The sequence below is a fragment of the Nocardia mangyaensis genome (genome assembly GCF_001886715.1).
Taxonomy (GTDB): Bacteria; Actinomycetota; Actinomycetes; order Mycobacteriales; family Mycobacteriaceae; genus Nocardia; species Nocardia mangyaensis.
Window position 1 is genome coordinate 7055967 of sequence record NZ_CP018082.1, and the last position, 24225, is coordinate 7080191.

The 24225-nt window shown below is 69.5% G+C and carries 20 protein-coding genes; 10 read left to right on the forward strand and 10 right to left on the reverse strand.

What is annotated here, in order from left to right; translation table 11 throughout:
- Positions 1–189 precede the first annotated feature (189 nt).
- A complete protein-coding gene (locus BOX37_RS32045) occupies positions 190–1785 on the reverse strand; it encodes a hypothetical protein (protein WP_240505134.1) in 1596 nt (531 codons plus the stop codon).
- Positions 1772–2881 carry a hypothetical protein gene (locus BOX37_RS32050; RefSeq protein ID WP_071930882.1) on the reverse strand — a complete coding sequence of 370 codons (1110 nt, stop codon included), beginning with the start codon at positions 2879–2881 and terminating at the stop codon, positions 1772–1774. Before BOX37_RS32050 ends, BOX37_RS32045 begins: the two co-directional genes overlap by 14 nt.
- Positions 2882–3105: 224 nt before the next feature.
- On the opposite strand from BOX37_RS32050, the gene trmB reads away from it, so the two are divergent.
- Genes trmB through BOX37_RS36010 form a run of 3 tightly spaced genes read left to right on the forward strand, consistent with a single transcriptional unit; the run spans position 3106 to position 8948 of the window.
- Entirely contained in the window at positions 3106–3849 is a 744-nt protein-coding gene (trmB, locus tag BOX37_RS32055) for a tRNA (guanosine(46)-N7)-methyltransferase TrmB (RefSeq protein ID WP_071932057.1), read from the forward strand.
- A complete protein-coding gene (locus tag BOX37_RS32060) occupies positions 3846–4568 on the forward strand; it encodes an NYN domain-containing protein (RefSeq protein WP_071930883.1) in 723 nt (240 codons plus the stop codon). The genes trmB and BOX37_RS32060 overlap by 4 nt, the downstream gene beginning before the upstream one ends.
- Positions 4569–8948: an MMPL family transporter gene (locus tag BOX37_RS36010; protein WP_338039814.1), complete on the forward strand. Its 4380-nt coding sequence runs from the start codon at positions 4569–4571 to the stop codon at positions 8946–8948. It begins immediately after the preceding gene.
- Positions 8949–9012: 64 nt separating this feature from the next.
- Here the strand turns inward: BOX37_RS36010 and BOX37_RS32070 are convergent, their stop codons facing one another.
- The 5 genes from BOX37_RS32070 to BOX37_RS32095 all read right to left on the reverse strand — a co-directional run bounded on the left by BOX37_RS32070 (position 9013) and on the right by BOX37_RS32095 (position 15180).
- Positions 9013–11298 (reverse strand): DUF2339 domain-containing protein, encoded by a 2286-nt coding sequence (locus tag BOX37_RS32070; RefSeq protein WP_276207225.1) that lies wholly within the window; start codon positions 11296–11298, stop codon positions 9013–9015.
- 83 nt (positions 11299–11381) lie between these two features.
- Positions 11382–12047, reverse strand: coding sequence for a DUF1707 SHOCT-like domain-containing protein (locus tag BOX37_RS32080; RefSeq protein WP_071930886.1), 666 nt, complete (start codon positions 12045–12047; stop codon positions 11382–11384).
- Between the two features lie 49 nt (positions 12048–12096).
- Entirely contained in the window at positions 12097–12753 is a 657-nt protein-coding gene (locus BOX37_RS32085; protein WP_071932058.1) for a response regulator, read from the reverse strand.
- Between the two features lie 17 nt (positions 12754–12770).
- The gene (gene macS, locus BOX37_RS32090; protein WP_071930887.1) at positions 12771–13949 is read right to left on the reverse strand and encodes a MacS family sensor histidine kinase; all 1179 of its coding nucleotides are present in this window, start codon (positions 13947–13949) and stop codon (positions 12771–12773) included.
- Positions 13930–15180 carry an AI-2E family transporter gene (locus tag BOX37_RS32095; protein WP_071930888.1) on the reverse strand — a complete coding sequence of 417 codons (1251 nt, stop codon included), beginning with the start codon at positions 15178–15180 and terminating at the stop codon, positions 13930–13932. Before BOX37_RS32095 ends, macS begins: the two co-directional genes overlap by 20 nt.
- Positions 15181–15252: 72 nt before the next feature.
- Between BOX37_RS32095 and BOX37_RS32100 the strand changes: the two genes are divergently transcribed.
- On the forward strand, positions 15253–16773 hold the full coding sequence (locus tag BOX37_RS32100; RefSeq protein WP_206045942.1) for an adenylate/guanylate cyclase domain-containing protein: 1521 nt from the start codon (positions 15253–15255) through the stop codon (positions 16771–16773).
- Positions 16774–16777: 4 nt separating this feature from the next.
- Entirely contained in the window at positions 16778–17854 is a 1077-nt protein-coding gene (locus tag BOX37_RS32105; RefSeq protein WP_071930889.1) for a lysylphosphatidylglycerol synthase transmembrane domain-containing protein, read from the forward strand.
- 1 nt (position 17855) lies between these two features.
- On the opposite strand, the gene BOX37_RS32110 is transcribed toward BOX37_RS32105, so the two are convergent.
- Positions 17856–18212, reverse strand: a complete 357-nt coding sequence (locus BOX37_RS32110) for a DUF3054 domain-containing protein (RefSeq protein WP_071930890.1) — start codon at positions 18210–18212, stop codon at positions 17856–17858.
- Between the two features lie 147 nt (positions 18213–18359).
- Positions 18360–19913, reverse strand: coding sequence for an NTF2-like N-terminal transpeptidase domain-containing protein (locus tag BOX37_RS32115; protein ID WP_240505135.1), 1554 nt, complete (start codon positions 19911–19913; stop codon positions 18360–18362).
- Between the two features lie 522 nt (positions 19914–20435).
- On the opposite strand from BOX37_RS32115, the gene BOX37_RS32120 reads away from it, so the two are divergent.
- Both BOX37_RS32120 and aroQ read left to right on the forward strand, forming a co-directional pair.
- Entirely contained in the window at positions 20436–21011 is a 576-nt protein-coding gene (locus BOX37_RS32120; protein ID WP_071932060.1) for a hypothetical protein, read from the forward strand.
- Positions 21012–21046: 35 nt separating this feature from the next.
- A complete protein-coding gene (gene aroQ / locus BOX37_RS32125) occupies positions 21047–21523 on the forward strand; it encodes a type II 3-dehydroquinate dehydratase (RefSeq protein WP_071930892.1) in 477 nt (158 codons plus the stop codon).
- 53 nt (positions 21524–21576) lie between these two features.
- Here the strand turns inward: aroQ and BOX37_RS32130 are convergent, their stop codons facing one another.
- A complete protein-coding gene (locus tag BOX37_RS32130; protein ID WP_071930893.1) occupies positions 21577–22023 on the reverse strand; it encodes a nitroreductase family deazaflavin-dependent oxidoreductase in 447 nt (148 codons plus the stop codon).
- Between the two features lie 180 nt (positions 22024–22203).
- Between BOX37_RS32130 and BOX37_RS32135 the strand changes: the two genes are divergently transcribed.
- Genes BOX37_RS32135 through BOX37_RS32145 form a run of 3 tightly spaced genes read left to right on the forward strand, consistent with a single transcriptional unit; the run spans position 22204 to position 24198 of the window.
- Positions 22204–23133: an ABC transporter ATP-binding protein gene (locus BOX37_RS32135; RefSeq protein WP_071930894.1), complete on the forward strand. Its 930-nt coding sequence runs from the start codon at positions 22204–22206 to the stop codon at positions 23131–23133.
- Positions 23130–23972 (forward strand): ABC transporter permease, encoded by an 843-nt coding sequence (locus BOX37_RS32140; RefSeq protein WP_071930895.1) that lies wholly within the window; start codon positions 23130–23132, stop codon positions 23970–23972. Before BOX37_RS32135 ends, BOX37_RS32140 begins: the two co-directional genes overlap by 4 nt.
- Positions 23962–24198: a helix-turn-helix transcriptional regulator gene (locus BOX37_RS32145; RefSeq protein WP_071930896.1), complete on the forward strand. Its 237-nt coding sequence runs from the start codon at positions 23962–23964 to the stop codon at positions 24196–24198. Before BOX37_RS32140 ends, BOX37_RS32145 begins: the two co-directional genes overlap by 11 nt.
- Positions 24199–24225: the final 27 nt, after the last annotated feature.

Below are 24225 nucleotides of genomic sequence, written 5' to 3' on the forward strand. Positions count from 1 at the left end.
CGTCCGCAGCGACCAACCACCGCACAACCCCAATGGACGGCAGGAGGGCCGTACACGGACGGAGGCCGCGCAGCGACTGGCACGGAGCGGACGCCCAGGTTCCTACCTAGAGGTTAACGCGATATGACGACCGATACGGAATCGGGTTCCCCAACAAGTACCCACAGGTCGGTCCACCAATCTCGGCGCTCACAGCCGATCCAGCGCGCTGATATCCCGCTCACAGGCCGACAGTTGAGCCGGGCGCTCGGCCACCAGCCGCCGGCCCAGCGCGTCCAATTCCGCGACACGCCGGTCGACGGCGACCGCCCGCGCCGTCGATTCGCGCACGACGTGCTCGGCGAATTCGGCCTCCACATCGACGAGTACGGCCGCCACACGCTGCTCGAACTGGGCTTTCACATTCACCAGCGCCTCGGAGACCCACTGCGCCATGTGGTTGCGCTCGGCCAGCTGTCCTCGCGCGCGCACCACCCAGGCGGCCGCGCCCGCGCCGAGCAACAGCGTCACCGGGACGCTGGCGACATCGAGGGTCGGCACCAGCGACAGCGGCGCGACGACCAATCGGCCGAGACCGACACCGGCCGACGCGCCGAGCGCGATCATGAGGTGATCTTCGACACCACGGTGTCGGGGCTCGGGGTCGGGACCGATTCGCGGGGCCGGATCGCGTCTGCGCAGTGCGGGTTCGGCGGTGCCGATCCGGCGGGCGGTCTCGGCGACGCGCTCGTCGATGGCGGCGTCGACCGCGACGGAGATTTCGCTGGTCGCCTGTTGGAGACGTTGGGCGTAGACGCGCAGTTCGGCGCGGTCGCAGCGGTCGAGTTCGGCACGTGATCGGGTGTGCAGCGCGCGCACCATCGCGCCGAGTTCGGTGGTCAGATCCACGCGGGCCAGCTGCACCTGACTGCGCACCGCCGAGAGTCCGGTCTGGCGGCCGCCGTCGCGCCCGGCCAGCAGCGCGACCCGTTCCTCCCTGATCCGGGTCGACTCGGTGCCCGAGCGCAGCGCGGCGATCTGCTCGTCGATCCTGGCCCTGGTGTCGGCGAGGACCCTGGCCCGCACGGCAGCTCGGCGTTCGGGGCCGTCGGTGGGCGTCTGCGCGGTCGCGGCGGCGAGCGCGGCGTGCAGGCCGGCCAGGCCGGAGCGGTCGAGCAGGGCCGAGTCGTCGGCGGCGCGGGCGGCGGTGGCCAGGCGCGCCGAGACGGGCAGCACGTCGAGGTCGGCGTGTCCGCGGGCGGCGAGCAGGGCGACGCTGCGTTCCCGGATCGCGCGCCAGTCCTGATAGGCGTGGAAGCCGTTCATGGCGAGCAGGACCCGGGTGCCGTCGGCGCGGAGCCGGTCGATCAGGGCGAGGGTGTCGGCGCCGATCACACTGCCCGCGTCGAACAGGATCAGTGCGGCGGCGGGCTCGGTCACCGGGGTGACCGAGCCCGGATCGCCCAGGTCGACGCGCGGTTCGAAGCGGGCGAGTTCGGTGCGCAGCAGGGTGGTGTTGGCGTCGTCGACGGCGTAGAGGACGACCCCCGCGCCCCCACCGGATTGGTCCATCGCCCGCAGCAACGCGATCCCCTGCGGATTCCACCGCTCGATCACGGCCTCGACCGCCTCGGGCAGCGCCGGCTCGGCAACCAGGGCTCGCGCCCCGTCCCCGGACCGCGCGATGCCGGGCTCGGTCACCCTGCCGACGGCCTCGGTCACCGAGCGCTGGGCAGCCGCGGCGGGCGGCACCGCACGCCTCGGCTCGTCGGGTGGCGCGGCGGCGAACTGGTCAGAGTCCGGCACTACTCATCCGCTCCCAGGCCCTGATGTAGCCGTGGTGGACGCGCAGGGCGGCACGGCGGGCGGCGGGCGGCATGTCGCTGGAGACAACCGCGCGCCAGCGGGTGGCGCGCGCGAGAGCTTCGTCGGCGTCGGCGGGCGCGGGTGAGAGGTATCCGGCGGCGAGGTGAGCGACCTGTGGACAGGCCAGTCCCGCGCACAGACCGGCCCAGAGTGCTTCGTCACCGGTGAGGTAGTGCTCGACGCGCTCGCGCGCCAGACCGCCGTCCCCGGGGACGGCACGGGCGGCGAGCCGGATCAGCTCGTCGAGGAGTTCGCCGCCGCGCACCGCCTCCACCTGCTCGTATCGCCGGTGGACCAGCCGGTGCAGTGGGTCGATTCCGCTGGCGGAGTGCAGGATCTGGATCAGCGCGGCGGCGCTCAGATCGGGATCGGCGCGCAGGGCGGTCAGGGCGCAGTCGACGCCGTAGAGGTCCCAGTTCTCGATCAGCCGCCGACGCGCGTCCTGGTCGGAGCCGGTGCCGATGAACAGTTCGGCGGCCAGCAACGAGGGCACATCGGGGTCGGCGGCGAGGCGGCGCAGGTCGGTCAGGTCGGCGGCGTCCACCGCGCCCGCCCTGGTCCGGGCGGCGAGCGAGGCGACCACCGGCACGATCGGCAAGCCGAGTTCGTGCGCGTAGCGCTCGGCGGCGGCCACGGCCTCACCCCAGCGCGCGCCCACCGCGTCGGCCTTGTTGAGCACCACGACACTGCGCGCGGCGGGCAGCGTCGCCAGCAAGCGGTAGTCCGCGGCCTGCGGCGCACCGGCGAGGACATAGATGACCAGGTCACCGTCGAGCACCGGATCGGGCAGCTCGGGCTGGTCGACCGGCGCGGTCTCCTGCGCCGACAGCAAGGCCAGCGCCCGCAACACCGTGCTTCGACCGCTGAGCGCGCGTCCCGCCACCTGGATGCGCAACGGCCGACGACGACGCGCGACCGCGGCGGCGAGCTGATCGGCGATGACCCGATCACCGCCGGGCCCGGCACCGAGGGTCGCGATCAGCTCATCGAGCGCGTCGGCCGGTCGTGTCTGTGCGGATTCGGTGGCTGTCGACATTCTGCGCACCCCCTTTACGGAGGGCATTGTGTCAGATTCGCGCCACCGGCATCAGGGCCGCGACCCGCCGATCTGCGGTGTTCGCCCCACCTGCGACGCACGCGCGTGCGACGCACCCGCGCGCATGCTGGACAATGGACGGCGTGAACGACGCCGCCAACCACCCCGCCGAGTCGGTTCCGGGGCAGCCGTCCACCGCCTCGGCCCATCCCAAGCTCTCGGAGATGCCCAACGAGGCAGGCCGTCGCTCGACCACCGGCTCCCGGCTCTACCCCCGCGTCACGAGCTTCCGCTCGCGGCGCGGCGCGCTGACCCCGAATCAGCAGACCTCCTGGGAACGCACCTGGCCGGTGATCGGTCGCGACGTGTCCAACGATCCGATCGACGCCGACGCCTGGTTCGGCCGCAGCGCCCCACTGGTCATCGAGATCGGCTGCGGCACCGGCACCGCGACCGCCGCCATGGCCAAGTCCGAACCGCACCTGAACCTGATCGGCATCGAGGTGTACAAGCCGGGCCTGGCGCAGCTGGTCCAGCAGATCGAGCGCGAGGAGATCGGCAATGTCCGCCTGCTGCGCGGCGACGCCGTCGACGTGCTGGAGAACATGGTTGCCCCAGAATCGCTGACCGGCGTCCGGGTGTTCTTCCCCGACCCGTGGCCCAAGGCCCGCCATCACAAGCGCCGCCTGCTGCAGGCGCCGACCTTCGCCCTCATCGCCAGCAGGCTGAAGCCGGGCGGTGTGCTGCACGTCGCGACCGACCACGCCGATTACGCCGAGCACATCCTCGAAGTCGGCTCGGCCGAACCGCTGTTCACCGGCCTCAACGACACCACCGGTGGTGACAGCGCGGCCAATCGGGACACGGCGCCGATCGGCTTCGATCGCCCGGTCACCAAGTTCGAAGGCAAAGGTCTGCGCGCCGGAAGCGCCATCAACGAGTTCATATGGGGGAAGATCGAGAGATGAGCGTGAGTGAGATCGCCCCCGAGATGCCGGACGTCACCCCGACAGGCGCCGGCACCGAGGCGTTGAGCAGTTCCGGGCCCGATGTCCGACGCGTCCTGCTCGTCTGGGACGCGCCGAACCTCGACATGGGCCTGGGCGCCATCCTCGGCGGGCGTCCCACCGCCGCCTATCGCCCGCGCTTCGACGCGCTCGGCCGCTGGCTGCTCACCCGCACCGCCGAACTGTCGGTGGGCACCAAGGGCAGGGTCGAGGCCGAGGCCACGGTCTTCACCAATATCGCCCCCGGCACCGCCGATGTGGTCCGCCCCTGGGTGGAAGCGCTGCGCAACGTCGGCTTCGCGGTGTTCGCCAAGCCGAAGATCGACGAGGATTCCGACGTCGACGCCGACATGCTGGCCCACATCACGATGCGCCAGCGCGACGGTGGTTTAGCGGGCATCATGGTCGCCTCGGCCGACGGCCAGGCCTTTCGCGAACCGCTCGAAGCCATCGCCGCCAAAGGAATCCCAGCTCAGGTGCTGGGATTCCGTGAGCACGCGAGTTGGGCTGTCACATCCGATACCCTCGGGTTCGTCGACCTCGAGGACATCCCCGGTGTATTCCGGGAACCGCTACCGCGGGTGAGCCTCGACTCGCTGCCCGACGAGGGCGCTTGGCTGCAGCCCTTCCGGCCGCTGTCGGCGCTGCTCACTTCTCGCCCTGGTCAAGGAGTCGCTTAAGTGTTCACCCGCTGGGGCGATCTGGTCTATCGGTTCCGCTTCGCCGTCATCGCGGTGGTCGGCGCGGCCTTGTTGGCGCTGGGCGCCTACGGCACCGGACTCGGTGACCGGCTGACCCAGAGCGGCTGGTTCGATCCCGGCTCGGAGTCGGTGCAGGGCGCCGAGCTCGCCGACGCCTCGTTCGGGCGCGACCACATGGCGGATGTGATCGTCATGTACAACGCGCCCGAGGGCGCGACGATCGATGACCCGGAGTTCCAGCAGAAGGTCGTCGACAATCTGACGGCGATCACCGCCGAGTACCCCGATCAGATCGACAAGATCAACGGCACCTATTGGCGAGTCGGCGACGCGCCCGCCGTGCCGTCGGCGTTCGGGTCCAAGGACAAGAAGCACGCGTTCGCCTCCATCGCCATCGTCGGTGACGACGACACCACCATCATGGCCAACTACCGGGTCGTGGCGGATGTCTTCTACATTCCCGGTGTCGATGTGGAGGTCTCGGGCCTGCAGCCGCTGGCGGTCACGCTCAACGACACCATCGCGCACGACACCAAGCGGATGGAAGTGCTCGCCCTTCCCGCGGTGGCGATCCTGCTGTTCTTCATCTTCGGTGGCATCGTCGCGGCGGCGCTGCCGCTGATCATCGGCGGCCTGACGATCATCGGTGCCACCGGCCTTGTCATGACCCTGACGAACTTCACCGAGGTCAACTCGTTCGTCACCGGTGTCGTCTCGATGATCGGTCTCGGCCTCGCGATCGACTACGGACTGTTCATAGTCAGTCGTTTCCGCGAGGAACTGGCCGAGGGCTACGACACCAAGGCCGCCGTCCGAAGATCAGTGGTGACGGCCGGACGGACGGTCGTCTTCTCCGCGACGATGATCATCGCCAGCCTCGGCGGCGTGTTGCTGTTCCCGCAGGGCTTCCTGCGTTCGGTCGCCTACGGCACCATCGCGACCGTCTCCCTCGCCGCGCTCACCGCGGTGACGATCCTGCCCGCGATGCTGGCCGTGCTCGGCCCGCGCGTGGACATGCTCGGTCTCAAGTGGTTCCGCAAGAACAAGACCGCCGAGCAGATCGAGAACGGTTTCTGGGGCAATCTCACCCGCTGGGTCATGAGGCATCCGCTGAAGATCGCGATCCCGGTCACGGTGGGTCTGCTGTTGCTGATCATCCCGGTCAAGAATCTGGCCTTCGGCGGTATCAACGAGAAGTATCTGCCGCCCGACAACGACACCCGCGCCGCGCTCGAGCACTTCTACGAGGTCTTCCCGCAGAAGAAGACCGACCCCATCCAGCTGGTCTTCGTCTCCGACAACACCCAGGCGATCGGGCAGGTCTGGAAGGAAGCCAACCAGGCTCCCGGACTGGTCGGCCCGTTCGAGGTACCGGTCAAGTCACCGGGCAACGCGGAGGTGTTCCGCACCTCGGCGACCCTGGTCGATCCCACCGGCAATGCCGAGCCGACCATCGACTATCTGCGCTCGATCGAGATTCCCGACGGCGTCACGATGTATGTCACCGGCCAGCCCACGCTGATGGCCGACAGTATCGACACGCTGCTCGAGCTGATGCCGTGGATGATCGCGATCGTCCTGCTCAGCACCTTCGTACTGATGTTCCTGACCTTCGGTTCACTGGTGCTGCCGATCAAGGCCGCGTTGATGAGCGCGCTCGGTCTCGGCTCGACGCTGGGCATCCTGACCTGGATCTTCATCGACGGCAACGGCGCCGGGATACTCAACTTCACGCCACAGCCGATCAGCGCGCCGGTGCTGATGTTGATCATCGCGATCATCTACGGCCTGTCGACCGACTACGAGGTCTTCCTCGTCTCGCGCATGGTGGAGGCGCGCGCCCAGGGCGCCTCGACCACCGAGGCCGTGCGAATAGGCACCGCCCAGACCGGGCGCATCATCACCGCCGCCGCCCTGATCCTGCTCGTGGTGACCGGTGCGTTCGCGTTCTCCGACATGGTGATGATGCAGTACATCGCCTACGGCATGATCGCGGCGCTGTTCATCGACGCCACCGTGCTGCGCATGCTGCTGGTCCCGGCGATCATGAAGCTGCTCGGCGACGACTGCTGGTGGGCGCCGAAGTGGATGAAGCGCATCCAGGAGAAGATCGGCCTCGGCGAACCCATTCTCGACGACGAGCGCCCGCAGAAGGGTGCCGTGGTCGACCTGGTGAAGACCACCCCGATCACCGATCCGCCGACCATGCAGATGACGGCGGTCCCCGACGCCAAACTGGCCCGCACCCCCCGCAGGCCGCGCACGGTCGCCGAGATCGAGGCCGAGGCCCCGACCCAGCGCATGGACAAGATCAGCGAGGCCCCCGACCCGGCCGAGCCTGCCCGCCCCCGCCACCCGATGTCCCCGGACCCGACCCGCCCCCGCGCGTCGATGCTGTCCGGTGAACCGACCCGCGTTCTCCCGGTGGCCAAGCCCGGCACCGACCCGAGCGAGTCGAAGCCCGCCGACCCCGCCTCGGACGCCGACCCGCCGAAGAACGCCACCGGCGAGCCCACCCGAATCCTCCCGATCGTCAAGCCCGGCACCACCCCGCCGAACCCCGACGCCGAGACAACCTCGAGCACCTCCGGAACCGACCCGGAAATCCACGGCGACACCGGTTTCCAGCTCGGCGACACCGGCTCCCGGCCGACCCGCTCCCCCGGTGGCGACACCGGCTCCGGCTCGCCGAACAAGACCCCCGGATCGGACAGCCCGAACCTGAACGGCACCAACGGTTTCCACGCGCCGGGCGACAACCCGGGCGGCACCAACGGTTTCCGCGCACCGAGCGACTCGAGCCGAAACACCGGCGCCGACAGCGCCTTCGGCCTGCCGAGCAGCGGCAACCCGACTGTCAACCGTGGAGTCGACCCGCCACGCCCCACCGGCCCGAACCTGCGTGGCGACAACGGTTTCGGTGGACCGGGCGGCATCGGTGCTGTGCCCGGAAGCGCCGGCCATGGCGGCGAAGCAGACTTCCACTCGCCGAGCAATGCGCCGCGCGCCGATGCTGTCGGCGCAACGGGCAGTGCCCTGGGTGGCGACGGTGTCAGCGAGGCCGGTAGCTCTCGTGGTGCCGAGGTGAGCGACTCGGGGCTGGACCTTCCGCGTAGGAGCGCCTCGGAGGTGCCGCGGGGTTCGGAGCGGGTGCAGCCGCCGACCGGTTACCCATCTCCGGGACTCGGCGAGTCCCCGGGCGTGCCGCGGATTTCGACGCCGAGTACCAGCGGTGACGTCACCGAAACTGGTGCGCCTGCGGATGATCCGTTCCCACGGCCGAGCATCGTGACGCCGATCCGTCCCGGCATCGTGAACACGCCGCCGCCGCACGGGACGCCACCGAGCATCGTGCACACGCCGCCCAGCATGGTGACGCCGCCGCGGCCGCGCACCAGCGAGCCACCGGCGGGCGGCACGTTCAGCGGGTTCACCCCGGTGCCGACACCGGAGCGCGCGCCGTCGGATTCGTCGACAGACGACGAGGAATCCTCGGCGTGGGAGCCCGACGTGCGGCCGCAGGGCTTCGCGCCGCCGACCGATCTCTCCTCGACCCCGGGCGCGCATCGCGCCGAGACGCTGCGGGCCGAGCCCTCGGATCAGATCTTCGGCACCCCGGTTCCGGTCGAACCGCAGCCGCCGACGAGCCCGTGGAGCGATCGCTCCGTCGGCGGCGTCACGGGCGATTTCGACACTCCGGGCACCGATACCGGACCGCGTTTCTCCCCGGTGACTCCCGAGCCGGACAACAGCGTGTTCCGTCGCCCGGCCGACGATCCCGCACGCGGCGAGTTCACCGCCGAGCCCGATCCTGCTGCGCCACAACAGGATTCCCCTCGTGCGGACATCGTTCGCCCCCAGACCGCGCCACCCGGATTCACCGCGGTCCCGACCGACGCGCCGGCCTCCCCCTCGATCTGGCGCGACGAACGCGACGAAACAGCCGAGCCGCTGGCAGATCCCACTACGACCCAGGCAGATGGGTACCAGGGTTCAGTCGCCGACACGGCGGGGCGAGCCGATGCCGATTCCCAGACCGCGGGGCAGTGGCAGGCGCCGTCCGGATTCACGCCGGTGCCGACTCCCCCTGTGCCGACTCCCCCGGTACCGACCGAGGACGCGGCGACCACCGAGCTCTCCGCCGCCGAGGTGGACGATTCGACCGACAGCGATTCCACCGCAGGCGAATCCGAGCAGCCGCAGGCCGACACCCATCGCAACGAGATCGAGAACTGGATGGCCCAGCTGCGGTCGTCGCGGCGCGGGAGCACCGCCGACGAGGGCCGTCACCACGGCAACGAGGGACGCACGGTGAGTGTGAACGAACTGCTGCGGCGTCGCGAGGACGAGACCGACTGAGCCGAGCGGTAGGGCGGACACGGCGAAACCCACGGCATCGAATGCCGTGGGTTTCGCTTTTCGCTCAGCTCGGCGTGCGTTCGGCTTCCGCGCGCTCGGCTTCCGCGCGTTCGGTACCGGAGTCGGCGAAGGCTCGGGCGTAGCGGGTTCCGGTGAGCAGCAGGAGGATTCCGACCGCGAGGAAGGCGATGACGCGGACCAGACCGGACAGGGTGGCCAGGTCGAAGAGGAACAGTTTGGCCAGGGCGGCCGCTGCTACCAGGAGGCCGGAGACCAGGCAGACCTTCGCCACCGCGGGCGAGCGGGACAGGCGACGCAGGCCGTAGAACAGCGACGCCGTGGCCGCGACCATCCAGACGATCGTCGCGAGGCTGTGGCCGATGACGAAGCCGTCCGGCACGTTCAGCGCCACGCCGAGTGACACCGCGGCGACCAGCACGCAGTACAGACCGGCGACGCTCACCGCGATCCACACGGCGGTGACCAGCGTTCGATCACCCCAGCCCGGCAGGCGCGGCACGGTCCACGCGGCCATCGCGGCGACGGCGAGCCCGATCAGCGCGGCCACGGCGGTCGAGACGTCGAGGTGCCGTTCGGCGAGACGGTGCACGGTCAGGGTTTCCGGGTTGGCGATGGCCAGCAGAGCCAGGCCACCGAACACGGCGAAGGCGAGGCCGAGAGCGGCGGCGACGCGCGCCCGGCTCGTCGCCGCGACCGCGAGGAAGGCCAGCGCGACCACGGACAGGCTGGTCGGCAGCAGATGCGGGTGGCCGCCGGTCGCGGATCCGCAGGTCTGCAGCAGCGCGACGGCGCCGGTCAATGCGGCGACCGCGGCGGTGTGGCGCGGGAGGCGATCGGTCCGGCCGGGAACGAGTGTCGTCGCGGCGAGGCCGAGCAGGACGGCGGCGAGCGCACCGGTGATCGACGCGCTCACGACGCGGCTGAACAGCATCGCGACCGCGAGGACGGGCAGTGCGGTGAGCGCGATCGTGACGCTGGCGGTGATGTCGGCGGGCTTGCGGCGGACCACGAGCAGGGCACCGACCAGCCCGACCACGGCGCAGGCGATCACGGCGACCAGCAGTCCGCGACGCTGCGCGGCTTCCGCACCGCCGATGGCACCGGCGACACCGCTGACCGCGATCATGCTCAGCGCGGCGAGCACCACGGGCAGGGTGCGTGCCACATGCAGCACCGGCCAATCGCGGCGCATCTGCACCGGAACGCCGGCCGCCTGCAGCACCACGAGGAAACCGAGCAGCATCAATTCGGTGGTCAGCGCGGGCGAGAGCACCGCTGCGCCGACCACGACGCCCACCGCCAGCGGCTGCGACTGCCACCGCATCGCCAACCCGACCCCGGCCAGCGCGACCACCAGTGCCAACGCCAACCCGATCCCGGCGGGCACCCAGTGGTAGTACCCGGTCATCGCGACCACATCCAGATACGCACCGGCGATACCGGTCGACACGAGCGCGATCCCACCGACCCGCCCACCCGGCTTGCCGAACACCCGCCACCCCGCGCCGACGAGCACCAGTGAAAGAGCCCCACCGGCGACAACTCTCGCCACCGGCCCGAAGAACCCCGCCTGCGCGGCCAGCACCAACAGCATCAGCACGCCGATCAGCGTCACCCCGACACCGGCCACCGCCAGCACCCGCGAGATCACTCCTTCCCGCTGCCACCACGGTGTCGTCGGCTCCCGCGGCGGCACCGGCGGCGCGACCCAGCCCGCCCGCTGCCCCGGTCCCACCGGCCCACCGGGCCGACCCGGCCCATGAGGAGCCCCCGGCCATCCCCCATTCCCTGGCCGCCCCTGCACCCCGGGCGGCCCCCAACCCGGCTGCGGCCCCGCACAACCACCGACCTGCCCCGGACCCCAACCACCAGGAGCGGCACCCGGAATACCCGGCGCCCCCACGCCAGGCGCCGAGCCCTGGCCACCCGGTGCGCTCTGCCAACCCGAGTGCGGAGCGCCCTGCACCGCCGCAGCCTGCGACACCGGTTCGCCGCTCACCCCCTGCGTATTCTGCGTCCCACTGGTCTCGACAGACGGCGGCTGGTCCTGACCCTCGCGCGTACCACGCGTTGCGCCAACGGACTCCACCGCGGAGGCACCGCCCTGACCGACCACCGACCCCGCGCGCAGGAACGGAGCCCGCTGCTCCTCGACACTGCGGGCGCGCAAGGCGGGGGGTGCGGTCGACTCGGCGCGCTCTCGAGCGTCGGCGAGCAACTGGGTTCGCAGGAGGTCCAGGTCGCCGCCCAGTCGGCCCATGCGGGTGCCGAGGTCGGTGAATTCGCCGGAGAGGCGGGCGACGAGGGCGGGATCGATGGCTGTGCTCATGCCCTCATCGTCGCCTGGATGCGCTACCCAAGGGATGAGTAGAAACCCCCGGTGGGCTACCTGGTTCTACCCGATCTGACGGGTCAGGAGTTGAGGAACCGGCGCCACTGGACCATCAGCGGGTACTTCGCGGTGACGGAGCCGAAGCGGACGCGCCCGTGCACGACCAGGTGCAGCGGGCCGATCGGCGGGCCGGTGCGGACCTTGTTGTTGGCGCTGGAGCCGACCAGGTCGAGGCCGTTGAGGTCGACGGTGGCGGCGGCGGGGACGAGCAAGGTGAGGCTGGTGCAGTAGTCGTCCATCCGGATCTCGACGATCTGGGTCTGCATGACCGCCTCGGTGAAATCCAGGGTGACACTGGACATGAGGTTGTTGAGGTGCAGGACCGGTGGCACCTGCCAGGGCCCGCGGCGGTTCACCCCGGACAGGCGACTGCGGATCAGGCCGGGCGTCGATCCGCCGGGCGGCGTCGGGCGCGGACGCGGCATGGCGGCCGGTTGGGGTGTGCCCGCCACGCGCATTCCGGGCAGGTCGACGAGCACGGCATTGAGTTCGCCGCGAGTCTTGGCGCCGAGCGCGGTGTCCATGCGCTCGGTGAACTCGCCGAGCGAGAGCATGCCGAGGCCGACGGCGCGTTGCAGCAACTGGCCGACGTGCTCGCGTTCGGCGTCGGACACGCGCAGTTCCCGGTCGGCGACCGGACCTTCGGTCGTCGCGCCGGGTACGAAGAGGGATTCGGGACCGCCCATGTCATCGAGGGTAACCAGGGCGACCGGTCCCGCGCATCAGGGCAAACCCCTATTCCAGACCCTGTTCTATCGCGTAGCGGGTGAGCTCCACCCGATTGGCCAGCTGCAGTTTGCGCAGCGTGGCCTGCACATGGTTCTCCACCGTGCGATGCGACAGACTCAGCCGCGACGCGATCTGCTTGGCCGAGAGCCCCTTGGCGACCATCCGCAGCACCTCGGTCTCCCGTTCGGTCAGCGAGGGCCGATGGGGCTGATCGGCGGCGACGGGCGCGGTGGCCATCCGCCGGTACTCACCGAGCACCAGGCCGGCCAGGCCGGGCGTGAACACCGGCTGACCGGCCGCGGTCGCCCGCACGGCCTCGATCAGCTCGCTCGCCGAGGCGCTCTTCACCAGGTATCCGCTGGCACCGGCCTTGATCGCGTCGAGCACATCATCGCGTTCGGCCGAGGCCGACAGCACGAGCACCCGGCTGTGCGGCGAGACCCGCAGCACCTCGGCGGTGGCGGCGGCCCCGTTGCCGTCGGTGAGCTGCATGTCCATCAGCACCACGTCGGGTTGCACGGCGGCGGCGCGGCGGGTCGCCGTGCCGACCCCGTCGGCGGTGGCGGGCACGGCGAAACCGGCCTCGGTGAGATCGCGCGAGACGCCTTCGCGCCACATCGGGTGGTCGTCGACCACCATCACCGTGATCACGTCATCGGGCATCGTCGCTCCTGCCTCGCTCAGCGCGCCGGGTGGCGCGGGATCCGGAATTCCCATTCGGTGCCGAAGTTCGCGCCCTCGGTGAGCAGTTCCGCGACCCCGCCCAGCGCGCCGATCCGCCCGACGATGGAGCGCGAAACCCCCATCCGCCCTTCGGCTTCCGCCGCGGCGAGACGACCGGCCGGAATCCCGGCGCCGTCGTCGCGCACGCTCACCACCAGCATGTCACCGGTGTCCTCCAGCAGCACATAGGCTTTCGCGCCCGCCCCGGCGTGCAACTCGACATTCGACAGCGCGGTCACCACCGCGGCGGCGATCTCGTGCGCGGCGCCACGCCCGATGAGCACCGGCTCACCGGGGGTCGCCACCGACACCTTCGGTGTGGCCAGGGTGGTCAGCAAGGGCCGCAGATCCACCTCGGCGGCACCGGAATCCGGTCGCTCGCCCTGCTCGGACAGCAGTACCCGCAGCGCCACCTCCTGCTCGCCTGCCCGCTGCGCGAGTTCGGCCGCTGAACCGCCGATCTCGTCACCACGGCGTTTGATGTAGGCCAAGACCTGCAGCACGCCGTCGTGCACCTCGCGCGCGAGCCGCTCGCGTTCCTGCGCGGCCGCGGTGATGCGCAGGGCGCGTTCGAGCTGGCCCTGGGCCCGTCGCGCGGTATTGGCGGCCAAACCGAGAGCCAATCCGACCGAGACGAGTACCGGTGCGGTGGCATCGCCCCACACGTCCTGTCCCCACTGCTCACGCACCGTCACCACCACCGCCGACATGCCGAGCCCGGCGAGGACCCCGGCGACCGGACCGCGCAGGATGGCCATCGAGATCACCGAATTCGCGATCCACAGCGTCGTCGGCAGGGTCTGATGTCCGTGGTACCAGTCGTAATCGGCGACCAGGCGGGTCGAGGCAATCAGCGCGACGGTCACCACCTGATCACCGAACACCACCCAGCCGCGAATCCGCCCGGTGGCCTCGGGGAAGTACCACTGCGAGAGCAGCAGCGCCGAACTGCCCGACCAGATCACCATCAGCGCGATCAGCATCCAGCTCAGTCGCGGATGCTCGTAGTACGACACCGACGCGATCTGCTGGCCGATCGCGTACAGCAGCGTGACCAGCCGAAACGCCTGGGCAGCCCGCCACAGGGGCGCGGTCGCCGCGTCGGCCGAACTCAGCTCAGCTGTGTGGGTCCGCATCGCCGGGCTCCGGCTCGATCCTGTGTTCTTCCTTGCGCAGCACGCGCCCGATGTCGAACCGGCCCGCCTCGGGTTTGTCCGGCTCCGCGGCGAAGAGTCTTCGGTCCTCGCCACCGGCGAGATCGCTGTAGACCTCCTCCGGGCTCTCGGCGAGCAGATACCGGATCGCGGTGTTGCACACCGCGATCAGCGGCACCGCGAGCAGCGCGCCCGCGATCCCGCCGACGACCAGGCCCGCGGTGATCGCCAGCACCACGGCCAGCGGATGGATGCTCACGGCCCGGCCGAGCAGCAACGGCTGCAGCACATGGCCTTCCAGCTGCATCACCGCGATGATGATGCCGAGCACGATCAGCGCGGTCACCAGCCCCTTGGTGACCAAGGCGATGAAGACCGCGACGAACCCGGCGAAGAACGCGCCGATGATCGGGATGAACGCGCTGATGAACACCAGCGAGGCCAGCGGCAACGCCAACGGGACGTGCAGAATCGCCAGTCCGGCGCCGATCCCGATCGCGTCGACCCCCGCCACCACGACGGTGGCGCGCACGAACCCGACCAGCGTCCCGAACCCCAGTTCACCGGCGGTGCGGACCTTCTCCCGATGCGCGGTGGGGATCACCCTGGTGACGAAGTTCCAGATCTGCTCGCCGCCGTAGAGGAAGAAGATCAGGATGAACAGGATCAGGAACGCGCCCGCCACGATGTGACCGATGGCGGTCGCCGTGGTCAGCGCGCCACTGGTGAGGCTGTCCTGGTTGTCCTGAATGGTGCGCACGATGGTGTCGCCCGCGTTGCGGATCTGCTCGTCGCTCAGGTGCGCCGGGCCGTTGATCAGCCAGTCCTGGACCTTGTGCACGCTGTCGGTGATCTCGCTGGACAGCGCGGGCACGCCGGCGATGAACTGTTCGACGACGAAGGTCATGATCCCGGCGAGCAGCCCGATCGAGCCGACCAACGCGACGAACACGCCGAGACCGCGCGGAATCCCCACCCGCTGCAGCCAGTCGACCAGTGGGGCGAGCAGCGCGGCCGCGAGCAGCGCGATCGCCAGCGGGATGACCACGGTGTCGAACTTCTGCACCAGCATCCCCACCGCGAGCACGGCGGCGAAGATGATCAGCAGTCGCCAACTCCACGCGGCGGCTTTACGGACCAGGGGATGCACGGCCTCGGCGTCCGAACGCCACGGCGCGGACGCGGGGCCGGAATCTACCTTCTGGTCGGTCACTCGAGAGAGCCTATCGGTCACAACGCTAGATTGGTGGTCGTGTCGGCGCCCCTGGAAGCGGTCAAACAGACCATGCGAACGCGCTGGCCGCTGTATCTGACCTCGATACTGCTGGCCAACGCCTTCGGCGCGGTGCTGGTGTGGACGTTCATCCAATACGGCCTGCCGGTGCCCGAAGGCGACCCCGACGGGGTGCGCCAGATCGGGCTGCTCGCGCCGCTGCTGGTCTTCGGCGTGGCCGCGGTACTCAGTATCTTCGCCGCCACGCTGATGTTGCGCCCGGTGATGCGCTGGCAGATGCGCGGCGGGCCGCCGAGCAGGCAGGAACAGATGGCGGCGCTGCACGTGCCGCTGCGCCAGTCCATCGTGCACCTGGTGTTGTGGATCATCGGCGGCGCCGTGCTGGCCGCGCTGATCATCGCCGAATCGCCCGAGCTGGCCGGCGCGGTCATCGTCACCGAGTGCATGGCCGCGACCATCGTGTTCGGCTTCACCTACATGCTCGGCGAACGCATTCTGCGCCCGGTCGCCGCCGAGGCGCTGACCGCGGGCACCTTCGACCACACCCTCACTCCCGGCGTCGGCACCAGAATGGCGATGACCTGGGGCATGGGCACCTTCGCGCCGACCATCGCGATCGTGCTGCTGTGCGTCACCCAGATCTCCTCCGACGTGAAGTTCTCGGCCGAATCGCTGGCCATCTCGATCCTGCTGCTGTGTGGCGTGGTGATCCTGCAGGCGCTGGCGCTGTCGATGCTCACCGGTTCCTCCATCTCCGACCCGGTGCGTCAGCTGTCCCAGGCCATCAACCGGGTCCAGGCCGGCGCGCGCGATGTGCAGGTCGAGGTCTATGACGGCAGTGAGATCGGGCTGCTGCAGGTGGGCTTCAACCGGATGATGGAAGAGGCGGCCAAGCGGCGGCAACTGCAGGAACTGTTCGGCCAGCACGTCGGTGAGGACGTGGCCCAGCGCGCGCTGGACTACGGCACCGAACTCGGTGGTGAGACCCGGTTCGTGGCGGTGTTGTTCGTCGACATGGTCGGCTCGACCGCCGCGGCCGCCGAACGTCCGCCGACCGAGGTCGTCAGCCTGCTCAACGAGTTCTTCCGGGTGGTGGTCGACGTGATCGACCGCCACCACGGTTTCGTCAACAAGTTCGTCGGCGATGCCGCGCTGGCCATCTTCGGCGCGCCCTTGGACCGCCCCGACGCGCCGAGCGCCGCCCTGGCCGCGGCCCGCGATCTGCGGGCCGCGCTGCGCGAGGTGACCAGCCTCGATGTCGGCATCGGCGTGTCGGCGGGCCTGGCCGTCGCCGGAAACATCGGCGCCGCGAACCGATTCGAATACACCGTGATCGGCGACCCCGTCAACGAGGCGTCCCGGCTCACCGAACTGGCCAAAGATCAACCCGGCCGCGTCCTCGCTTCGGGCAGCGCGCTGTACTTCGCCGACGAAAGCGAGCAAGTCCATTGGGAGACCGGCGACGAGGTCCAGCTGCGTGGCAGACGCAGGAAAACCCGGCTGGCCTGGCCGAAGTCGGCAACCGCCGCGCCCGGCGAGGAGCTGGGAGAACAGTTGCGTTCGTTAGGCTGAGACCGTGACGGCCGACGGCGACCTAGCAGGCGAGCATGCCCCGGCTGAGCGCCGCCGCCGGTTCTGGTGGGTGAAATGGGTGCTCGGCACGGTACTGCTCGCCCTGTTGATCGGCGAGGGCATCTACCTGTGGCCACGCCTGCACGAATCCTGGCGCACGCTCACCGAGATCCACTGGGGCTGGCTGGTGCTGTGCATTGTCGCGCAGGCGGTCTCGATGAGCGGGTTCGGCCTGGTGCAGAAGCAGCTGCTGCACGCGGGTGGGGTGGATGTCAGCCAGGGCAAATCGGTGTCGGTGGTCTACGGCGCGACGGCCATGTCGCTGACGCTGCCCGCCGGTCAGGTCTTCTCCACCGCCTTCACCTACCGCCAGACCCGGCGCTGGGGCGCGAGTCCGATCGTGGCGTCCTGGCAACTGGTCTTCTCCGGCGTGGTCGCCGCCGCCGGGCTGGCGCTGCTCGGCATCGCCGGTGCCGCGCTGGTCGGCAGGGGGATCGGGGTCAAACTCATCGCCACGGTGGTGCTGCTGGCCGCGGTGCTGATCGCGGGCAACTACCTCGCCCGGCATCCGGGGGCCATGGAGGCGATCCTGCGGCGGGTGCTCGCGCTGGTCAACCGGCTGCGCAAGAAGTCGGCCGAGCACGGCATCGCCAAGCTCGCCGAGATCAGGGCTCAGCTGGAATCGGTCGAACTGGGCAAGCGCGACGGCGCGCTGGTCGGCGTCTGGGCGGTGACGCACCGCTTCGCCGACGTGGCCTGTCTGGGCGCCGCCTGCTACGCCATCGGTGCCGACCCCAAGCTGTCCGGCCTGCTCATCGCCTTCGCGGCGGGCAAGGCGGTGGGGTCGATTCCGTTCGCGCCGGGCGGCATCGTCTACGTGGACGCCACCCTGATCTACGGCCTCACCGCGGCCGCCGGGCTGCCCGCCGCACAGGCGGTCGCCGCCGCGTTCATCTATCGGCTGGTCAGCTTCATCCTGGTCGCCATCGTCGGCTGGATCGTCATCGCGTTCCTGTTCCGCACGCCCCAGGCCGACGACGAAGAATACGAACAAGAGTTCAAGCAGCAGCGGCGGATCTGAGTCAGCTGCGCAGTGCCCCGGCCGCGGCCCGCCAGCCGAGCAGGAACAGCGCGAGCACACCGGCCGCGACGATCACGAAGCTCACCGCGACACCCTGGCCACTGACCGCGCGCAGAGCCATACCACCGGCGAGGGTGCCGAGCCAGATCAGGATTCCGCTCGGCCACAGTGCCGTCGCGTCGAAGCGGGTGTTGCGGGCGACGGCCATGGCAAGCGCCCAGCCGATGAGCAACCCGATCGCGAAGGGCCACACGGTCTGCACCAGCCCGGCCAGCACCGCTTCATCGTGACTACGCCTGCCGATCGCGCAGAAAACGATCACCAACAGAGCATCGACAGCGAGCGGCGCGAATCTCACTGTCCCGCCTCCCCGTGATTCCGGCCCGACTCAGGAGCCGCTGCCGTTCGCGACGCGACCGCCGGATGCCAGGGGTGGCGTTCGCCCATACCCGATGAGTTACCCATGTGCTCACCAAACACGGTTGTTCAGGCGGATGCCAACTTCCTATGGTTCTGGCGTGGCCAGCGATTTCAGCATGACGGCCGCCAGGCGCGAGGTGGCGTCACGGCTGTCGACGTCGGCGATATGGACCGCGAAGACCAGGTCGCCCATGGTGGCGAGCAGCCAGCCGTCGGCGCCGCCGGTGGCCGCGAAGGCGGTGATGTCGCGGAACCCGCGCAGCGCGGCGGTCTCCGGCTTGCCGATGCCCTCGTGCATGAGGCCGCGCAGCCGGTCGACCGCTGCCTGCGGCAGTTCGGGGATCGGGGTCTCGCTGGCGCTCGGCTTGCCCGTTTCGATCATCGGCGCCACCACCGACCCGCGCGAGATCGCCGCCGCGGCGATCGCCATCCCGAAGGGACTGGCCAGCACCGCGTCGGCCCCGGCGCCCTGGCGCACCTGCTCGGTATTGCGGCCGGGTGCGCTGATCCGGCCGGTCACCTCGTCGAGGCCGGGCACCTTGAAGTCGACGCCGACCCCGAGCGCGGTCGCCGCCTCGGCGGCTTCCTGCTCCGAGATCTCCTGCGGCGGCTTGTTCGCGATCGCGGCGGCGACCGTGCGGAACAACTCCATGGTGCCGCCCGCCGGGTACAGGCCGGTGAACGCGATCGGGCCCTTCTGGGTGGCGTAGGTGTTCTGCGCGACCGCGACGACCGCGCCGGTCGACGGCTGGATCGCCACGACCGAGGCCGGAGTGCCCGCGCTGACCACCGCGTCCTCGGCGGCGCGCTGCAGGCGCTGGTCCATGGTGGCGGCGATGTCGGGTCCGGCCGGACCCTGGTATCCGGCGATCTGGTCGACGAACCGACCGTCGGCTTCGAAGATCTGCACGCCCCAGCCCGCGCTGGCCGCCAGGTTGTCCTTCCAGACCTCGCGCAGCGCGTCGAGCATGGGCGACCAGGTGCGCCGGTCGGCCGAGATCAGCCGCGGCTCCTTCTCCATCACCACGCCGGGCACCTTGGCCATCCGCGGTTCCAGGATCGCGAAATCACCGTCGCGAAGGTTCACCGCAACCACCGGCTTGCCTTCCGCCGCGGCCAACTGCTGCATCAGTGAGGGGCCGGTGATCAGCGGCGCGACCGGCTCGATGGCGGCGGCCAGCGCGTTCGTCGTGGCCACCAGGTCGCCGGTGCGGGCGGGATCGATCTTGATGACATTGATGGTCTGCTCGGTCATCAGCGGGTCACCGGCCAGGTCGATGATCTTGGGCGGCGGCTTGGCGGTGGTGCGCACGAGCTTGACGGTGCGGTTGTCCTTCAGCTGCGGCATCACCACGGCGGGGTCCCAGGAGATCCGCCAGCCGATGGCGAGCTTGCGGACGGTGCCCTGCAGTGTGTAGCTCCAGTCCTTGTTCTCGCCGAAGTTCCAGGCGACGTCCAGGCTGAAGATCGCCGACTGCGGATCGAGGTCGATGACCTGGGTCGGCTCGTAGTCGACCGTGCCGGACTCCAGCCCTTCGAACATTTGCTTGATGGTTGCCGAAGCGGCGGCGGGATAGGAGGTCAGGTCCGCCGCTTTGGCGTGGTCCTGATCATCGAGCAGATCGGTGAATCGCTGCACCAACGATTCCGACTCACTCGGTGCACCCCCCACTGCGCACGAGCACAGCGCGAAGGCGAGGGTCGCAACCCCCACGATCGCCATTGCGCCCCGTGCGCGAAAGCGGCGGGATCCCCACACATCCATATCGCCCACTCTTCACTCTTGCCACTCCGGTAACAAATCCACCGTACCGGAAGTTGACCCGTCTCCGATGCCCCGGCAAACGGGGCGGTTTCCGACCTCGGCACCTCGATTGTGCCCGAAATCTCCCCCGAATGAGGGGGTGATTTCCAACCTCGCCCAGCCAGTGGCAACTACTGGCTCACCAACGGTACCGGCGGACCCATCGAGTTGTGCGGATCCCGCATTGCCCGGGCGATTCAACGCGAGGGTACCCAGCACCACAGACACCCAACCCCCGAACGCAGGCACGACAGCCCACTCGCGCGACTGTTCGCACCGGGCGCAAACCGCGAGTCAAATATCGGAGTAATCTTGTAATCAACGCAAAACGAACAACTCCGATAGCAGGTGATCTCCATGCGGAACGCCCATCGCGAACGCGGATTCGGCCGACCGGGCGGCTGGCAACAAGCCGACCTTCCCGACCCCGCCGACGCCCCCGACTGGTTCGCCGGACGATTGCCCGCCGACTGGTTCACCGGCCCGCCGGAGATCGAGATCGACCGCGACGAGATCGTCGTGGTCGGCGAGCTCCCCCCGCCGAAGTCCGGCGACGCCGGCGCGCCGCCCGCCTCGACCGCCACCAAGGAGGGTGCGCTCGCCCGCTTCCGCGAGTCGACCCGCGCGGCCCGCATGCAGATCGCCGACGAGGCACAGCGGCGTTACGGCCGCAGCGTCGCCTGGGGTGTCCGGCTCGACGGCGAGCGAATCCTGTTCACCCACCTCGCCGTTCCGGTGATGACCCGCCTGCGCCAGCCCGAACGTCAGGTCCTCGACACCCTGATCGACGCAGGCGTGGCCCGCTCCCGCGCCGACGCACTGGCCTGGACGGTGAAACTGGCGGGCAAGCACGCGGAGAGCTGGCTGGCCGAACTGCGTGAAGCCATGCGCAAGGTCGACGACCTGCGCGCGGAGGGCCCGACCGGGTTGTAGTTCTCGGCACCAGCCGCCGAAGATACAGTGTTCACATGGCAGATCCCGTGCAGGTCACCGGTCCGATTCTCGTGCTCAACGGACCGAATCTGAACATGCTCGGCACCCGCCAGCCCGAGATCTACGGTGCCGACACCCTCGATGACGTGGTGGCGCTGTGCGAGCGGACCGCGAAGCGGTTCGGCCGCGAGGTCGTGGCCTTCCAGTCCAATCACGAAGGCGCGCTGATCGATCGGATCCACGAGGCCAGGGGCACGGCGTCGGCGATCGTGATCAATCCGGGCGGGCTCACCCACACCTCGGTCGCGTTGCGGGACGCGCTGGTGATTCCTGAGGTGCCGATCGTCGAGGTGCACATCAGCAATGTGCACGCGCGCGAGGAATTCCGGCACCACTCCTTCGTCTCCCCGATCGCGGCGGCGGTCATCGCGGGCCTGGGCGTCCAGGGTTACGCAGCGGCCGTCGAGTACTGCTGCGCCTCCCCGAATGTTCAGGCCGGAATCGGGCGGTGAGCCCGACTCGTCGGCGGCCCGTGCCCGACGAGTCGTCCCCCGCGCGAGCGCGATCAGGCGAGGCGGAAGACCGGGAATCCCGGTGCGATGGCGGCGAGTTCGTCATCGGTGGCGTCCTTGGTGACGCCGTCGAAGAACTTGCCGACCTCCCAGCCCCACTTCTCCAGGTAGAGGCGCAGCAGCGGCACCTTGTCGGCGTCGGCGACCTCGGTGGCGGTGAACGTCTCGGTCTTGCGGCCGAGGCGCAGTTCGCCCGCACCCGCCGCGCGCAGATTACGCACCCACTGGGTGTGCCCGCGAGGCGCGACCAGATAGCGCTGGCCGTCGGCGGCGGTCATCACGTTGACCAGGGTGGTACGCCACTGCCCGCTCTGACGACCGCGCACGGCGAGCAGGCGGCCACCGGCCACGCTGATACCCACCTTCGGCACCAGATTGAGGATCTTGTTCATGATCGGCTCGATGCCGGTGGGGACGAGGTAGCGGGTGGCGTTGTCCATGCTGATCACTCCTGAAATGTGAGCACTGCTCTCTGTTTAGACAAGCATGCGGTCGGCGAGATGGCTTGTCAAGAGCAGTGCTCACATTCTTCGAAAGGTTCGACCTCGGGGAATGCATTGACGCAATGAAATGTAGTACATATGCTACAAATCATCGAAGGTCAATGATTGGGAGGACTCATGGCTTCGAGGAACAACATCGTTCTCGACGTCGAGCGATTGCGGATGCGGTACGACGAGACCGATGTCCTGCACGACGTGACATTTCAAGCGCGACGCGGGGAGGTACTCGTCATGCTCGGGCCCAACGGCGCGGGCAAGACCACCACGATCGAGATCCTCGAGGGGTTCCGCAGGAGGTCGGCCGGTCGGGTCGACGTGCTGGGGACCGATCCCGAACACGGTGACGAGCAGTGGCGCGCCCGCGTCGGCGTGGTGCTGCAATCCTGGCGTGACCACGCCAAATGGCGGGTGCGCGAACTGATCACCCATCTCGGCGCGTTCTACGCGCCCTACGCCACACCCGGCGTGCCACGGCCGTGGGACGCCGACGAACTGATCGAGCTGGTCGGGCTCACCGAGCACACGGGTGCCAAGATCGCCACGCTCTCCGGTGGCCAGCGGCGCAGGCTCGATGTGGCGATCGGCATCGTCGGCAGGCCGGAGTTGCTGTTCATGGACGAGCCGACCGCGGGCTTCGATCCGGCCGCCCGGCGCGACTTCCACGATCTGGTGCACCGCCTGGCCGATCTGGAGGACACCACCGTCCTGCTCACCACGCACGATCTGGACGAGGCCGAGAAACTCGCCGACCGGATCCTGATCCTGGCCGGCGGCCGGATCATCGCCGACGGCTCCCCCGACGAACTGTCCCGCTCCGTCGCGGGCGAAGCCCAGGTCAGCTGGACCGCCGACGATCAGCGGTTCGTGCACACCACCACCGAGTCGACCAAGTTCGTGCACGAGCTGTTCCGACAGCACGGCGACGGGATCGGCGATCTCGAGGTGCGCCGCGCCTCGCTCGAGGACACCTACATGACCCTGGTCCGGCGGGCCGAATCCGGCGCCGATGACCTCGCCGTCCACAGCCTCACGGAGGTCACCCGATGAACGCCACCGCCCTGCGCGCCGGACTCGCCCGCGGCGTGATCGAACTGCGCCAGGCCTACACCAACGCCCCCGATCTGATCGGCCAGTTCGTCACCCCGGCCATCACACTCGGCGTGCTGTTCCTGCTGCGCGACAAGACTTACGGCGAGACCGGCATGTCCGTGGCCGAGCTGGCCGTGCCCGGTCTGCTCGGCAGCATCATCGCCTTCAACGGGATGTACGCCCTGCTCAACGTGCTGGTTCTCGACCGGGAGGACGGCACCCTGCTGCGCGCGAAGGCCGTGCCGGGCGGCATGGTCGGCTACTTCACCGGCAAGATCGTGGCCACCGCGGGCTCGGTGATCGCACAGGTGGTTATCGTGCTCGGTGTGAGCATGGTGATCATCGGCGGCAGCTCGCTGTCCGGATTCGGCGCGGTGCTGACCTTCGTGTGGGTGCTGGCACTTGGCCTGCTGGCCTCGCTACCGATCGGCGCGATCCTGGGTAGCGCGCTCGACACCCGCACGGCGTTCCTGCTGACCATGCCGCTGATGGGCCTGATCGCCATCTCCGGCATCTTCTATCCGATCACCGCGCTACCCGGCTGGCTGCAGGCGATCGGCCAGGTGTTCCCGATGTACTGGCTCGGCCTCGGTATGCGCTCGGCACTGCTGCCCGCCGAGACGGTCGTCATCGAGCTGGGTGAGTCCTGGCGACACGGGGAAACCCTTGCGGTACTGGGGGTCTGGGCGATAGTCGGCCTGGTCTGCGCGCCGATCGTGTTGCGGCGCATGGCCAGTCGCGAGTCCGGCTCGGCGATGGCGGCTCGTCGGGAAAAGGCGATGCAGCGTGCCTTCTGAGGTCATCTACAACCGCATCGCGATGCTGCGCGCCGAGCGCTGCATCTCGCGGCGGGACCTGGCCGAGGCGCTCGGCGTGCATTACCAGACCGTGGGCTATCTCGAACGGGGCGAATACAGCCCCAGCTTGCACCTGGCCCTGCGGATCGCGGCCTATTTCGAGGTGGCGGTGGAGGTGGTGTTCTCCACCGAGCCGTTCCCTCGCCTCGGCGCCGAGACCGCGTGAACACCCTTTTCCGTCCGGCACCACCTG